Origin of the sequence: Paenibacillus koleovorans NBRC 103111, assembly GCF_004000845.1 — a bacterium.
Taxonomy (GTDB): domain Bacteria; phylum Bacillota; class Bacilli; order Paenibacillales; family NBRC-103111; genus Paenibacillus_AA; species Paenibacillus_AA koleovorans.
In genome coordinates this window covers 59565-75092 of the sequence record NZ_BIMA01000005.1, presented here as the reverse complement: position 1 = coordinate 75092, position 15528 = coordinate 59565, and the positions used below count along the sequence as shown (strand labels likewise).

The 15528-nt window shown below is 56.9% G+C and carries 12 protein-coding genes; 4 read left to right on the top strand and 8 right to left on the bottom strand.

What is annotated here, in order from left to right; genetic code table 11:
* The first annotated feature begins 502 nt into the window (after positions 1-502).
* The 4 genes from PKO02S_RS02965 (at position 503) to PKO02S_RS02950 (ending at position 6343) form a co-directional block, all read left to right on the top strand.
* Positions 503-2686 carry a helix-turn-helix domain-containing protein gene (locus PKO02S_RS02965; protein WP_127579598.1) on the top strand — a complete coding sequence of 728 codons (2184 nt, stop codon included), beginning with the start codon at positions 503-505 and terminating at the stop codon, positions 2684-2686.
* Between the two features lie 149 nt (positions 2687-2835).
* Positions 2836-3798, top strand: a complete 963-nt coding sequence (locus PKO02S_RS02960; RefSeq protein ID WP_373865182.1) for an ABC transporter permease — start codon at positions 2836-2838, stop codon at positions 3796-3798.
* Positions 3799-3807: 9 nt separating this feature from the next.
* Positions 3808-4683, top strand: a complete 876-nt coding sequence (locus PKO02S_RS02955) for a carbohydrate ABC transporter permease (protein ID WP_127579597.1) — start codon at positions 3808-3810, stop codon at positions 4681-4683.
* Positions 4684-4708: 25 nt separating this feature from the next.
* Positions 4709-6343, top strand: coding sequence for an extracellular solute-binding protein (locus PKO02S_RS02950; RefSeq protein WP_127579596.1), 1635 nt, complete (start codon positions 4709-4711; stop codon positions 6341-6343).
* A 217-nt stretch (positions 6344-6560) separates the two neighbouring features.
* Here the strand turns inward: PKO02S_RS02950 and PKO02S_RS02945 are convergent, their stop codons facing one another.
* The 8 genes from PKO02S_RS02945 to PKO02S_RS02910 are packed head-to-tail and all read right to left on the bottom strand — an operon-like array spanning position 6561 to position 15525.
* A complete protein-coding gene (locus PKO02S_RS02945) occupies positions 6561-7613 on the bottom strand; it encodes a glycoside hydrolase family 183 protein (protein ID WP_164821268.1) in 1053 nt (350 codons plus the stop codon).
* 43 nt (positions 7614-7656) lie between these two features.
* Entirely contained in the window at positions 7657-8646 is a 990-nt protein-coding gene (locus PKO02S_RS02940) for a Gfo/Idh/MocA family protein (RefSeq protein ID WP_127579594.1), read from the bottom strand.
* Positions 8647-8664: 18 nt separating this feature from the next.
* A complete protein-coding gene (locus PKO02S_RS02935; protein ID WP_127579593.1) occupies positions 8665-9948 on the bottom strand; it encodes a Gfo/Idh/MocA family protein in 1284 nt (427 codons plus the stop codon).
* Between the two features lie 35 nt (positions 9949-9983).
* Positions 9984-10781 carry a sugar phosphate isomerase/epimerase family protein gene (locus PKO02S_RS02930; protein ID WP_127579592.1) on the bottom strand — a complete coding sequence of 266 codons (798 nt, stop codon included), beginning with the start codon at positions 10779-10781 and terminating at the stop codon, positions 9984-9986.
* Positions 10782-10795: 14 nt separating this feature from the next.
* Positions 10796-11710 (bottom strand): AEC family transporter, encoded by a 915-nt coding sequence (locus PKO02S_RS02925; RefSeq protein WP_127579591.1) that lies wholly within the window; start codon positions 11708-11710, stop codon positions 10796-10798.
* A gap of 16 nt (positions 11711-11726) precedes the next feature.
* Entirely contained in the window at positions 11727-12761 is a 1035-nt protein-coding gene (locus tag PKO02S_RS02920; RefSeq protein ID WP_127579590.1) for a glycoside hydrolase family 183 protein, read from the bottom strand.
* Positions 12758-13498 (bottom strand): gamma-glutamyl-gamma-aminobutyrate hydrolase family protein, encoded by a 741-nt coding sequence (locus tag PKO02S_RS02915; RefSeq protein WP_127579589.1) that lies wholly within the window; start codon positions 13496-13498, stop codon positions 12758-12760. The genes PKO02S_RS02920 and PKO02S_RS02915 overlap by 4 nt, the downstream gene beginning before the upstream one ends.
* Positions 13495-15525, bottom strand: a complete 2031-nt coding sequence (locus PKO02S_RS02910) for a serine hydrolase (protein ID WP_127579588.1) — start codon at positions 15523-15525, stop codon at positions 13495-13497. Before PKO02S_RS02910 ends, PKO02S_RS02915 begins: the two co-directional genes overlap by 4 nt.
* Positions 15526-15528 lie beyond the last annotated feature (3 nt).

The window sequence follows — 15528 nt, the reverse complement described above, 5'->3', positions numbered from 1 at the left end:
TCCTTGAAGTTTCTTGATTCCCAGTAATTTACACGGGTGGAGCGATGGAGTAAGGCATCGCCTTCCCGCATCTCGATCGTGTAGCCTTCGCCGCCATGATCGACAATCGCGTATTCGAACGGTGCTCCCAGAGTTGCCGCCGCTATTTTCCCCGTCCAACCCGCGTACTATCTCCCTGTACTGCTGTAATGATAGTTTCACGCTCCCGACTCCTTCTATAAAATATTGTTTGAAAAATCGAATAGCTTTCTCTACATGGACTTGAACTTCTTCATAAACGAAAGTCGCTTACTGTCCATCAGTATTAGCGCAGACCCGACACTGCGAAACGCCCGGCCGGGCGTTTCGGCATATAGTGGATCACCGGAATATTGTGGATTGGAAACCGCTTGTGCCGAACCGCGATTCCTGCTTACACTGGAGGTGAACAAAATTTTTTTGCAACGGGAGCGGGGGAACGGATATTAGAAGATCATGGTTTTACAAGCTGCTTTATTCGTACATGCCGGTGTTTCTAGGTATCGTCTCCCTATTAATCGCGGTTTTCTTCTTCAGTATCGGAGAAGTGACCCGCAAAGCTGCAGAGGCGGTCAATCGTGGATCGTCGGAGCATATGCTCGAGGTGATCGACCATGCTCTGCGCTCCGTCGAACAGATGATGATCAAGGAGCTTGGCAGCAAGGACGGTATTCAACCCTTCTACAATCCTACGCTTCGCGACGACCCGTACCGGCGGATGGTGGAGCCGTCGGAGCGGCTGCGCGATCTGGTGCTGCAGTATCCGTTGATTCATTCGATGTATATGGTCCGCTGGGACGACCGGATGGTGCTGACGGACAATGCGGCGGTAGCGTTGGAGCAATTCGCGGACCGCAGCTTTGTCGAAGCGTATATGCAGCGCCAGCAAGGGACGGGCTGGACTGCTTCGCGTGCGTACCGCGAATTTGCCAGCCAGAACGCCGTCGACGTCGTGACGCTCGTCAAGCCGTACCCGGTGCCGGCCGGCAATCAGGGCGGGCTGGTGGTAAACGTGCGAACCGCAGCAATCGCCGAAGAAGTCGGTGACACGTACGGCACAGGGTTCATCTACGCCCTGCTGGAGGACCGCAACGGTGTTTTGCTCGGCTCCTCCTTCCCTCGGCAGCCGTACTTCGATAGCACGTTTACGGAGGCGCGTTCCGCCTACTCCGGACTCATCATCAAGAGCCGGCTGCAAGTCGGCGCCTTCTACCAGTTTTCCAGCCGCTTCAATCGGGCGCTGCTCGCTTGCGGTATTGTGGCGGTAATTGTGGCGATTTTCTACATCGTTTATATTTCCCGACGCAATTACTTGCCGCTGCGCTCGCTTACGGAGCGGGTTCACGCTTACGCCCGGGTGCGAGCCGATCAACTGCTGAAAAGCGGCGGCAAAGACGAGTTTACCGTCATTGACCAAGCGTTGGACCGGATGATCGAGCAGTCGGACGAGCTGGCGACACAGCGCGAGGAGCATTGGCAAATTCGCCGCAGGCAGTGGATCAGAGACACACTGGAGGGGGACAACGGCACGCCCGACGGGCGCTGGGCGGAAGCGGCCGAGCGCCTCGGCTGGCGGGCGGAGCGGACCGCTGCATTTGCGTTCGTCCTCGAGCTGGACCGGTACGCGGAGTTTTGCGGCCGGTACTCGAAGCGCGACCAGTCGCTGCTGAAGTTCGTGCTCGGCAACGTGGCCGAGGAACTGGCCGAGCGCCAGGGAATGCAGGTGTTCGGCGAATGGTTGTTTCCGGACAAATGGTGTGCCTTCACCTACGCGGAGCAGGCGGCATCCGTCGAACAAACGGCGTTGCTGGCGCAGCAGCTTGTGTCGTGGATCGACCACAATCTCGACTTTCGCGCCACGCTCGGGCTGGGAGAAATCGTCGCCGGCGCGGAGCGTATTCCGGCGTCGTATGCGCAGGCGCTCGATGCGCTGCAATACAAAATTACCTTCGGCAGCGACCGCGTCATCGGCTACTGGGAGGTACCGAATTTTAACGATCGCGATTTCCGTCGTCAGTTGGCCGACAACCGGGAGCTCGTCCATATGTTCAAGCTTGGGGAGGATGACTGGGAGGCGGCGTTTCAGCGGTTTATGGGGCAATTGCAGACATCTGCGGCTCCGAGGGGCGAACTATTGTATCAAATCGATTACCTCGTGTTTCAATTGTCGAACGAGCTGCTCGAGCTGCATAGCGATTATCAGGCCATTTGGCTGCAGGAGACAGTGCCGGCGATACGCGGCTTCCTGAAGCGGATGGATGCGCTCGACGAGCTGCGCGAAGGCCTGAGGGCCATTATGGCCGAGGCGTTCGCTCGGATGAAGCAGGTACGGGAAGAACGGACGCGCTCGACGACGATGAAAAACGTGCGGCAGTACATCGCCGATCATTTCAATAATCCCGATTTGTCGCTCAATCATTTGAGCGACGCTTTCGCGATCAGCCCCAAATACGTCAGCCAGTTATTCAAGGAGGAATTCGGCGACAAGTTTATCGACTATGTGACGAATATCCGCATGGAAAAAGCGAAGCAACTGCTCGTCAGGACAAACTTGCCGATCCAGGATGTGGCCGAGCAGGTCGGCTACCTGCATTCCTTCTCGTTCATTCGCGTGTTCAAAAAAGCGGCCGGCATGACGCCCGGCGACTACCGCAAGCATATGCAATAACACGGTTACGGCCTTGGCGGAATTTGGGGCATCTGCGGAAACGTGTGCATTGACCCGGGAAGCGGGCGGCGGCTATAGTGTGAGACATCGGCAAACGATCGCCACAGTCGACGGTCGCGGTTGTGTGCCAGTCCACAGAAAAGGAGGTCATCCGTACCGTGAACGCGCCGGAATTGGCCACTGCCGCTCAGGATACATCCCCATGGAGCGGCAGGCGGCCAGAACGCAAACGATGGAAGCGGAATGTGTCGTATTGGGCAATGTTTCTCCCGGTTGCGGTGTACTTCGTGTTGTTCAAGTACGTACCGATGGGCGGTCTGATAATCGCTTTCAAAAATTACAACTTTGCCGACGGCTTGTTCGGCAGTCCATGGGTAGGTTTCGGCCAGTTCACGACGCTTTTCGCCAACCCGCAGACGCTGCAAATCATTCGCAATACGTTTATACTCAGCATGCTCAGTCTGCTGATCGGCTTTCCTTTTCCGATCCTGCTGGCGATTTTACTCAATGAGGTGCGCAGGTCGGCATTCAAGCGCTGGATTCAGACGCTCGTCTATTTGCCCCATTTTTTATCCTGGGTCATCGTGGCGGGGATGGTCGTGACAATATTTGCTCTGGACGGGGTCATCAACAATCTCGTCGTCAGCAAGCTGGGCGAGCCGGTTGCTTTTTTGTACAAGGAGGGGTCGTGGGTCACGATTTATGTCGGAGCCGGCATATGGAAGGGAGCGGGCTGGAGCGCGATCATTTATTTGGCGGCGCTGTCGTCCGTCGATCCGAGCCTGTACGAGTCGGCCGGAATGGACGGCGCGAACAAGTGGCAGCAAATACGCCATATTACGCTGCCCAGCATCGCTCCGACGATTGTCATCGTATTCATTTTGTCCGTCGGACACGTGATGGAGGCGGGGTTCGATCAGGTGTACACGCTGCAAAACTCCGCAGTGTTCCGCGTATCGGAGGTCATCAGCACCTACACTTACAAAATCGGGCTGCAAAGCCTGCAATTCAGTCTGACGACGGCGATCGGTCTGTTCGAATCGAGCGTCGGGTTTGTCCTCGTGCTGATGACGAACGCCGTCGCCCGCCGGTACGGACGGGGGCTATGGTAGGAGGAGCAAATGAAACCTTCCGTTGGAGATAAACTGTTTTACGCAATCAACTATGCGGTATTAAGCGCGGTCGGTCTCCTCTGTCTGCTGCCCATGGTGCATATTGCGGCGCTGTCGCTCAGTGAGGCCCATGCCGTTCAAGCCGGACTAGTGGCGTTCTGGCCGGTGTCGTGGTCGCTCGAAGCGTACACTTCGCTCATTGCGGGAACCGATATCGTGCGCGCCTTCCAGAACAATGTGGTGCTGACGACGGTCGGCACCGGACTGAGCATGATCTTCACCGTATTGGCGGCATATCCGCTGTCGCGCCGGGACATGCACGGCCGGCGCCTGCTTACGCTGGCGATCGTGTTTACGATGCTGTTCTCCGGAGGCATCATCCCAAACTACTTGCTGATCAAGTCGCTTGGTCTGATCAACTCGTACGGTGCGATCTGGTTTCCCGCGCTGGTGAGCGTGTTCAACATGCTGGTGTTGAAAACGTATTTTGAGAGCTTGCCTGTGGAGATGGAGGAAGCGGCGCAAATCGATGGTTGCGGCGAATGGCGGATGCTGTCACGTATCGTGCTGCCGTTGTCACTGCCGGTGCTGACGGCGATTGCGTTGTTCTACGCGGTCGGCTTCTGGAATCAGTTTATGACCGTGCTGCTGTATATGCACGATACGACCAAATACAACTTGACCGTATTGGTGCAGATGATGGTGCAGAACCAGTCGTTTCTGCAGGAACTGAACAATTTGCAGCCGGAGGACGCGGCGAAGCTGGCGCCGGCGACGATTAAATCAGCGGGGGTAATCGTCTTGCTCATGCCGATGCTGGTGATCTATCCGTTCTTGCAAAAGTATTTCATCAAAGGCGTTCTGGTGGGCGCGATCAAAGGATAAACGAAAAACGAGGAGGAAACGAACGATGAGACGATGGGTTCATGCAAAATGGTGGACTTTGGCGTTGACGTTTACTGTTGTGGCCGGTTGCTCCAATGGCGGCGACGGTACGGCGAGCAGTCCGAGCGTGTCTGACAGCGCCAGACCGACGGCTTCTGCGACGCCGGAGAAGCGTGGGAAAATTACAGTGTCAGTCTATGACCGCGGCACGATTGCGGCCGAAGAAGGCACGGCGATCAACAACCGTTGGACCAAATGGATCAACGAGAACGGTCCGGTGGACGTCGAGTTCGTGGCGGTACCGCGCAACGAATCGAAGCAGAAGTTCAACGTGCTGTTCGCTTCCGGCTCGGCGCCCGATCTGATCATGGAATTCGACACGAACTACCGTAACCAGCTGATCGGCCAGAAGCAGTTGATGCCAATCGGCGATTTGATCGACAAGTACAGCGTCGAATACAAGGCGATGCTGCAAAAAAATCCGATTCTCCGCAAAATGGCGACGCGCGAGGACGGCAACATGTACGAGTTCGGTCGGCTTAACGGCGTCCGCACGAGCCTCGTCGAATACGTGCGCAAGGATTGGCTGGACGCGCTCGGGCTGGACGTGCCGAAGACGGTCGACGAGCTGTACAAGGTGGCGGAAGCGTTCGTCAAGCAGGATCCCGACCGCAACGGCAAAGACGACACACTCGCGATGGATGTGACCTTTGTCGGCGGATTCAACCTGAACTCGATGTTCCAGGATGTCGGCTACAAAGTGCAGAACGGTACGATCGTGCGCACGTGGGAGAACAAGATCGCGCGCAACAACTTTGTCAAGAAGCTGTACGACAACGGGCTGATAGACAAAGATTTCCTGACTGACAAAAACGGGGAAAAGGCAAAGCAGGACTTTATCAGCGGTAAAATCGGCTTCTATGGCGCGAACGGCGGCGGCAATGCCGGCGGCTACACCGTGGTGGAGGCTCTGAAGAAAAACAATCCGAAAGCCGAAATTATTGCGATTGAGCTGCCGGCCACCCAATTAGGACAGTTCAGTCCGGCCATCGGCAACCCGGCGCAGGCGACGGCGGCGATCAACGCAAACGCGAAGGATCCGGTGGCGGTAATCAAGTTCGTCGACTTCTTGGTCAAGCAATCGACGATGATGACGCTGAACTACGGGCTGGAGGGCGTACACTACAAAGCGGTGCCCAATTCGTGCCCGGTTATCCTCGATGCGGACAAAAAGAAAAAGGAACTGGACTGGAACATCGACATGCGGATGCTCGTGTCGACGACGGCGTTCGGCGAATGCGGCACCTACAAGAGTACGCTGAACCCGAACAACCTGTTCGACATGGGGTTCAAAAAAATTGTCGAGCAGTCGGATACCGCGTACTTGAACCCGGCCCGGCCGATTGCCGAAATCACCCATCCCGAGCACATGCCGTCGTTGCCAAGCGATCTGCAGCTGATCGTAACGAACACTTCGGCACAGATGGAGAGCTACTACCAGCAGGCGTTGATTGGCGGAAGCAAATATTCCGTCGAGCAATCGGTCAAGGACGCCCAAGCCTATTGGGAGAAGTCCGGCGGACTGAAGGTCGACCAGTGGTATGCGGACTGGTACGCCAAAAACAAGGGCTCGGCTATCCTCGCCAAGGATTTGTACTAAACTCGGATTGCAGGACTGCGGCATTCGCTCTGCGCCGTATAGTCCATGCCCGACACCATCTCCTGAAGTCACTTGCAATTTGCCTCAAGAAAATAAAGAGGGCACCGTTGAATGAAGGCTCCGGTGCCCCTGCCGTCTGACATTGGAAAGCGGGAACGAATACAATATTGCCGAAATCACGAACTTGGAATGATCAGCTCTACCCCTTTGTACGCTTTTACAGCTCCAGCACCGCTTTCCGTACGCTGAAGCAGTCGTTGCCGGAGAACACGAGGTACATCGTTTTGCCGTCCTCGCTCATCCACTTCGTCGGGAACTCCGCGCGTTCGCCCGGGCCCATGTCCCACTTCTCGGTGTAATACAACGTGGTCCAGGGTCCCCAAGGCTCCGGCGCGTCATAGATGCCGAAGCCGCCGATGAACCGCGTGTCGCCGCGGTCCTTGTGACCCGGCGCGTTCGGGACGTGCTGCCACCACACGTAACGCCCCAGCGCGCGGTTGTAGCTGATGCCGGAGCGGCAGCAAGCGTCCTTGTGCTCGAAGACGGCACCGCGTTCCGCCACATCCGCGGTCCAAACCGGCTCCTCCCCGTCCAACCCCATAAAAAACTCATAGGCGTCCCGATCCGCAATCCGATCCTTGGGTACGCGCATAAGGATCATCCGATCGGAAGGATCGTCGGCTTTGCGCTTGTCGTGGGTGACGGTGTACACGTAGGAATCCCTGGCGCCCTCGTAGTTCTTCCCGTAGTTGATAAAAGCGCACAGCCCCATCTCCTCGAACTTCCAGTCGGCGAACGTCCACGTGGCCGCGTGATCGGACGACCATGCGAGTTGGGATTGCCCGCCCATCTCGTCGGCGTGGAACAGCCACATATAGAGCACGCCATCCACCATCAGCAAGCCGCTGCCCTTTTTGCCTTTTCTTCCCCAGCCGGTATTCTCCCCGTTGGAGGAGCGTACATTGAACCCTTGAATGTCCGGCGCATTCCCCGTCAAATAGGAATACCCCAGGCCCAGTTTGTCGGGGATGACCGGATCGAAGCCATAGCCGTCGCCATACGTCGTATAGAGACGGTCGTCATCACCCCAAGTGACCGGCCAATTGTCGCCCCCGTCATGCGTCCTCCCCGGCACATCGTGGATCTCGATGCCAAGCCCCATGCGGATTACGTTCTCAGCCGGCTCCCAGACGAGCTTCTTGATAGCCGTACTGCGCGGATAAGGAGGAGTGCCAACCTCGGCGTTCGGATCTACCTTTTGTGTATTCATAGTCGCCTCCATTGTTGTCAGAGAGTCATTTCTCCTGCCTGGCTTAAAAATAAACGACGCGCCCCTTGTCGGCCGACATCCTCGCGCGTAGACAGGCTTCCGTAACCGTAAACGACTGCTCCGCAGTAACCAGGCAAGACGAAGAGCCGCGAACCTGCTGTAAAAAATCCGTAAAGCTCTCCTGCGCGGAAAGCAACGGAGCATGCTGAATCCCGTCCGCATCTCCATTAATCAACAGCACTTGGTTGTTCACCACTTCCAGCACGCCGTTCGACCCTGCGATGCGAATGCGATCGTCCGCATGCGTAGGCGCCTGCTGCGGCCTCAAATAATCGATGTTCACCGAGCCGAACACCTCATTGGTGAACGTAAAGTGGCATAGCCCGGTCGTCTCCAGCTCGCCGTGACCGCGGTTCGCTCGCGTCGAATGCGATGCGAACACTGAGACGAAGCTCTCGCCGCATAAGCTGTACATCCAATCGATCGCATGGCTGCCGACCCAAGGGATCGTGCCGCCATACGTCTCACGGCGCCGGTACAGCTCGCTGCGCTCGCCGAGGCGATACGACTTCTGCGCATTCATCATCCGAATCTCGCCGATGCGGCCCTCCTGAATCAATCGCTGGACGGTCAGAAACCAAGAGGAGTAGCGGATGCCGAACATCGCAGCCAATTGGGCGCCGGACTTCTCGTGTGCCGCCTTCACCTTTTCCAGATCCTGCAGCGTTGTGGCAACCGGCTTTTCTACGAACAGATGAATGCCTCGGGACAGCACCTCCACGGCAACCGCCGCATGATCGTTGAAATAGCAGGCCACCGCGACGACATCCGGCTTCACTTGGTCCAGCATGTCCCGGTACTGTTCAAACTTCCGAGGCGCAAGCCCCTGCTTAAGGGCATACTCGTAGAGCACCTCGATATCCTCGCCGACGGAGCCCGGGGCGATCCCGACCAGCTCCGCGTCGGCTTGGCCGCGCAACCCCTTCAACACATAGCCGGTATGACCGGTTGAACCGATTACGGCAATTTTCAAAGTCAATCCCTCCAACCGTTAAAACTTGACGAGCTTATCGACGCTCACCCATTGCCCGGTCTGCATGGATACGTTGCCGGCGATGCCCGTTAGGATAGACATGGCGCCGTCCACATGCGTTGCCGCGCGGTTGAAGCGATCCCGCACCGGCTCGTCGAAAATGTCGCGCAGCAGCGCCGGATCTCCGCCGCCGTGGCCGCCTTCGCCCTGTTCGTATGTCACCTCGTAGGACTCCCCGAACATCGGGAACACGTGGATGGACTCCTCCATCGACAATTCCTGGGCATGCGTGCCGTCCGGATTGTTCAGATGTTTGACGATGAGCTTCACTTCCATCCGGCCCTTCGTGCCGTTGATGCTCACCACCAGCCCTTCCCATGGCGTATACGCGTTCAGGGAATAAGTAAGAATCGCCTTGTTCTCGTACTCGACCATGACGCCAAGCGTATCCTCGATGCTGATTCCGTCGCCGAACACGCTTTGATCGCGTTGATAGCCGTCTTCCTTCTCCGCGTCCAAGTACATCGCCTTCAGCGTATCGCTCTCCGCCAGGTCGATGGCGAACGGGTCATCCTTAGCGATTTCATTCCCGGTAGAGCGCTGATAAAACTGCTGTACCCCGCGCTGCTCCGCGTTTTCCCGCCCATAGAACATCAAGCCGCCCGTCGCCACGACCCGCTTCGGCTTCGTCCCGAGCCAGAAGTTCACCAAGTCGAAATGATGCGTTGACTTATGCACGAGCAAGCCGCCGCTGTTGCGCTTGTCCCGATGCCATCTGCGGAAATAATCAGCGCCGTGTTTGATGTCGAGCAGCCACTCGAAATGGACGGACGTCACTTGACCCACCGCATCGTCCAAGATCAGCTCGCGAACCTTCGTAAACTGAGGAGCGTATCGGTAATTGAAAGCGACGGTCAGTTTGCGTTCGGTCCGGTTCACCGTGTCGAGGATCGCCTGGCATTTCTCCGCGTCGGTCGTCATCGGCTTCTCGGAAATCACATCGCAGCCCAGCTCCATCGCTTTGATAATGTAAGTGTGGTGCGTGCGGTCGATCGAGGCCACGAAGACGATGTCGGCCTTTTCACGGCGGATCATCTCTTCAAACTCATGAGGCTTGTACGTTGGAACGGCATGATAGCCGCATTCTTCGACCAGGACGCGATTCGTGAAATCCATGCGAGTCTGATTGATGTCGCAGATCGCCGCCAGCTCCACCGTCGATTCGAATTCCGTCACCATGGCGCTATAAAAAAACTTCGCTCGAATGCCGCAGCCCACCAACACAATCCGTTTCTTGCTCATCGCAAAACTCCCCTTTACTATCGCATCCGATGCGCTTAAATTAACAATGATTTCGCGAAGGCGATGTCTTCGGCGATATACCGGTCGACGTTCGCTTCCTCGTGGTACTCGGCCGTCAAACAGATGACGCCTTCATACTGTCGCTCCGTCAGCACCTTCATAACCGTCGGCCACGAAGCCATCCCTTGGCGGGCAGTCGTCCAATACGGCTCCCAGAGCGCCTGCTCGGCTTCCGGTCCGCTAACCCTCCGGTAATACCCATTTTTCAAATTCACCATGCACAAATAAGACCACACGACGTCCAACCCGATCTCCGGCCGCTCGCCCGTCAACGCATCATGAGCCGCATCCCAGATCGCGCCGAAGCAAGCGGGATCGAGCCCGTCGAGCATGCGGTGAAGCCCCATCGCATTTTTGATCCGGGTATGCCCGATATGCTGCTGAATGCCGACCTTGACGCCGTACCTCCGGCACAGCTCCTGAACCTGCTCCAGCTCCAGACGGATCCGCTTCTCGGATGCCCGGAAGCCTTCCGCCAAGTTCACGTCGATCATTATGCGTATTGTCGGCACTCCAGCCTCGGCACAGGCAGCGAAAATGTTCTCATCGGTCGTGCTCGCCACACTAAAGATCCTCAATCCATGCTCCGCCAACCGGCGTGCAAGAGCAGGCAGCTCCTTCTCCGCCTGATCCGGCTGCACTTGGAACCCTTCTCGGATCGGGAACTCGATGCCGTCAAAGCCGAGTCCCCCGGCTTTCTCCGCCAAACGATCGATGGATATATCTTTCCAGGGCTTGGTAAAAACAGAAAAGGCTATCGAAGACAATGCCATAATGATCCCCCTCCTTACCCTAAAGCAAAAATAGTAACGGTCACCGTCAGCATGCTGGCTACAGTCGAGAACAATACGGCGTGGGCGGAAAAATCCGGTTCATTGTCGTATTCCATCGCAATCAGCGCGCAGATCAAAGAAGTAGGCGCCGCGCAGGACAGCACGAGCGCATTCGCGATCAAATTGTCGAACCCGATCAGCTTGACGAGCCCGAAGCCTAGCAGAGGTCCTGCCAACAGTCGCAGCGCCGACGAAATAAGCACATCCGAGTAGCGGATGTTCAAGTTCAAGAGCGAGAGCTGCACGCCGAGCGTAATCAAGGCCAACGCGATCGTCGCGTTCGAGATGTACTCCAGCGGCAAATAAATCGGCTCCGGGATCGTCACGTCCAGCAAACGAATGGCGACAGCCGCCAGCACCGCATAGATGCCCGGATACAGCAAAATCGTTTTGAACGCACCCGTCATTTTGCCTTTATGCGCGTTCGCGTTATATATACCGTACGTACCCGGCAGCAAGTTTTGAATGACCGACACGATGATCTGCACGGCCAGCGTAACCGGATTTCCGGAGAACACCAGCTGGTTGAGCGGAATCATATAGTTGCCGCTGTTGTAGAACAGGATCGTGTTCCGCATCGCTCCCCTCATAGGGGCGTTATACTTCCGCAGCCGGATGACGACCTCCGCCGCGATGGCAGACAGCACCGTGAAGGAAAGGCTGAAGAGGACAACCTTCAAAACGAGTCCCCAAGTGATCGAAACCTCCAGTAACAAGGCGAACATGAAGATCGGCATAAACAGGTTGAACACCAGCTTGGACAAGGAACCGGCATGGATCGAATATTTCTTGCCCATCAGGAAGCCGACCGAAATCATTATGCCGATAGGGAGCACGTTGGACAGTAAAATATGAAGAAAATAGCTCATGATGGCGTACTCCTACCTAGGACAGCCCATGGAGAACAAAGCTTCCTTCCACGGAATTCCAAGCGTCGTTATATTCGCGGCCGGAGAACACTAGGACAAAATCCCAACCGTCGTTATCCCACCATTTCGGCGAAAAGCTCAAATAGGAAACCTTCTGGCACTCCCAATCGCCCGGGACGAAGCCATTCGAGTAATAAATCGTTCTCCAGGCGCCCCAAGGCTCATTCGCCTCGTAAATGCCCCAGCCGTAATTGCGGGCGGTATGCTGTGCCGTAAGAATGTATTTCTTAAGCCCCGGATTGTACACCGCATTCACTCGCATCGTCCCGTTCGCGTCGTAGAACACCGGCTTGCGGCGATCGCCGTCCTTCGTCCATTTCGGTCCGCCGTCCGATCCGCCGGCATAAAACTCATAGTGCTGCTTGGACGTAATCTTATCCTTCGGCGCCCGAATCAGGTTGATCTCCCCCGGCACCTGCAGCTCCCAGACGAGGCTCTTCACTTCCGGCGCGTACATGTAGACGTATTCGTCTCTGGCTCCTTGGTAATCTTGCCCGAATTGCAGGAAGGTGGGAACGAAGAAGCCTCTGGAACGGGTAAAAGAATCGTTGTCGAACTCAACGCCGGTGAACGTCCACGTTGCACCGCGGTCGCTCGACTGATACAGCCGCTGCGACTCGTAACAGTCGGCCGAAGCTTCTCCGCTGCGCCACATGTAGAACATCCCGTCGATGCAAATGATTCCCCAAGACTTGCCGGGAAACGTAGCCGGCTGCTCCGCATCCTTGCCGCCCCATACGTTGAAGCCTCGGTAGCTCTGGCGATCGCCTTCGATACGAGCGACCCCCATGCTGACGCGGCCGATCTCATTCGTGCCGCCGAAGCCTCCGCCGTCGCCGAACGACGTGTACTGATGGCCGTCGTCCGCCCAAGTCAGCGGCCAGTTGTCGCTGCCCGGGGCCAATCGCTTCCGACTCGCCCAGTCGAACGTAACTCCCTTGATGAGCTTGCTCGCTGAATAAGGAGGATACGACTTTCCGTTCTCGCTCATCGCGAATGTCCTCCCGCTCCTATAGATTCCTTAAACCTGCAAGCCTGCACGAACGCCTCGAACAGGCGAATCGCCGCGGCGTCGGTGCGGGCGAGATTTTCCGGATGCCACTGCACCCCGAGCACGAACCGCTGCGACAAGCTTTCGATCCCCTCCACGATGCCGTCGACAGCCGTAGCATTGATGCGGAAGCCCGGCGCGAGCTGCTTGACCGCCTGGTGGTGGAACGTATTCACCCGGACGCGCGAAGCTCGAACGATGCTCATGAGAAGCGTGCCTTCCTCCACCTCTACTTGATGCGAAAGGTGGTCGCGTGGCGCGAGCTGTCGATGCTGCAGCGCGTTCGGCAACGCCCGCTCGATATCTTGGATGAGCGTGCCGCCGGCCACCGCATTCAGCAGCTGCAAGCCGCGGCAGATGGCGAACACCGGCTTGTCGGCCGCCATGAACTTCACCAGCAGCCGTTTTTCCGTCGCATCCCGTTCCGGCGTCAAAGTCCCCAAGCCCGGGGCCGGCTCCTCGCCGTACAAGTTCGGATCGATGTCCTCGCCTCCGGTGAGCAGCAGCCCGTCCGCAGCTTCGACGAGTTCATCCTCAATATCCGCGTCTCCCATTGAGGGGATGACGAAGGGGATTCCACCTGCCAGAAGAATGGCGTCCGAATAATCGCGGTGGAGAAACGTATGGCCTTTATCGTTAGTTGTGGTGACCGCGATCAGCGGTTTTTTGTTCGTCATGGAATCAGCTCCAGTGACATGGCGCGCACGCACATCGCATCATAATCGATTTGCTTGAACCGTCTGCCGGAGAAAATAAGCTGCAGCTTCGCGCCATCCTCGCTGATCCATTTCGTCGGGAACCGGTACGAATGCGTCTTCGCCAGCCCCCAATATTCGGTGAAATAGACGGTTGTCCATGGACCATACGGTGTCGGCGCATCGAAGATGCCCCAGCCGCCCTCATGATTGCAGGCCGGTACGAGCCAATAACGCTGCGTCGCCTTGTGGTAGAGCGCCTCGAGGCGATGGCAATGCTTAAGGAAGGTGAAGACCGCCCCCCTCTCTTCGATATGCGGCGTCCACAACGGGTCTCCCGCATCGTCCAACCCTTTGAAATATTCATAATCGGCTCTGTTCTTGACCTTGCGCCGGTCTACGCGGGCCAGCACGATATGGTCGTAATCCTCGTAGGCGCTTGTCCCGTCCGGCGAATAGACATAGACGTAATCGTCGGGCGCACCGTCATAGTTCTGGCCATAGTTCACGAACGTCGGACAGCCGAAGCTCGTCTCGAACTTGAAGCCCCATTCCCAAGTGAACCCGTTGTCTTCCGACCAGGCAATCTGGGAGTTGCCCGCGTTCCGAGCCAGCATATACAGCACGCCGTCCACCATAAGCAGGCCGCTAGCCTTCTCGCCATGCGGCCCGTCGCCTTCCCGCTCCCCGGTCTCCGTACGTAGATTGACGCATTTGTAATCGTCCGGCATCCCGATAATTTTACCGAAACCCAGGCTCAGCTTTTTCTCCGTATTCGGCACGAACCCGTAGCCGTCGCCGTAGGAGGTGTACAAGTCTCCGTCCTGCGCCCAGGTGCATGGCCAGTTGTCGCTGTCCTCGCCGGTGAAGCGGATGTCAGAGGCGTCCTCGAACGTCACGCCCCGCACTTTGTCGCTAGGTGGGAACGGACTTGCGTGCCGCAGCATGTCGGTCAGCGGATCGCAGATGTAGTCCTTGATCTCCGTCCAGAACTGCGTCGTATCCTCGACCTTCTTGGTCAGCCAATTGCCCATGCGCACGACGATCATGTCCAGGCTCGGGATGACGAGCATCACTTGATGGCCGGCGCCGGCGCCGAAGAACGAGCAATCCGGAATCCGCGGGAAAAGCGTGCAGTAGTTCGAGAAGCCGCAAATGCTGGGCGTGAGCAGGAACGTGTCGGGAAACCCTTCCTGCGTAACCGAATGGACGTTGCTCGTCATCATCGGCTTCAGCACCTCGGGCTTGATGAGGGTATTGCCTTCCCATTTGCCCTTGTTCATGTACAACCGCCCCAGCTGCAGCACGGCGCGAGGTGTAAATTCGCCACCGCCCCACGCTCCGTATACTTCGAAGCCGTTAACATGAAACGGCTTCTTGTAGCCGATGCTCCACTCGTCCTCGGAAATGCCGAGCGGCTTCATGATTTTTTCCCGCAGCAAGGCTTCAATCGTCGGATAGGGCGAATCCTTCAGACTGACCGTAATGGCATACGATAGCGCTGCAAAACCAGGATTGCTGTACACGAACTTGGTGCCCGGCAGATGAAGCATCTCCGCTTTTTCCAAAGCGCATGTGATCGGATCCAATGCGTCCGGACTCGGGTCCTTTTGCCAGAACATAAGGGTCCAGCCGGACAAGGTGTCCAGCGCCGAAGTATCCTCCAGTCCGGATGTATGCGTGGCGAGCTGTCGGATCGTGATCTTCGACTTGAGCGGATCGTCCTGCCAGCTCGTAATATAGGTGCACGCCAGGTCATTGAATTTGATATATCCTTCCGTCACGGCAACGGCAAGCGCCAATCCTCCCACAATCGTCTTCGCTAGCGAAGCGGTGTAATGAGGCCGCTCCGGACCGAAGCCGTCGGCATACCACTCCTTGACGATTTTGTCGTTCCGCATGACGATCAGCGCGTCCGTGTTTCGTTCCGCCAATTGTTTGGCATAAGCATCCAGCAGTTGCGCATCCAAGCTTTGATGCTGTGCCTGGTCATAGCAAAAGGTAAGCATGTG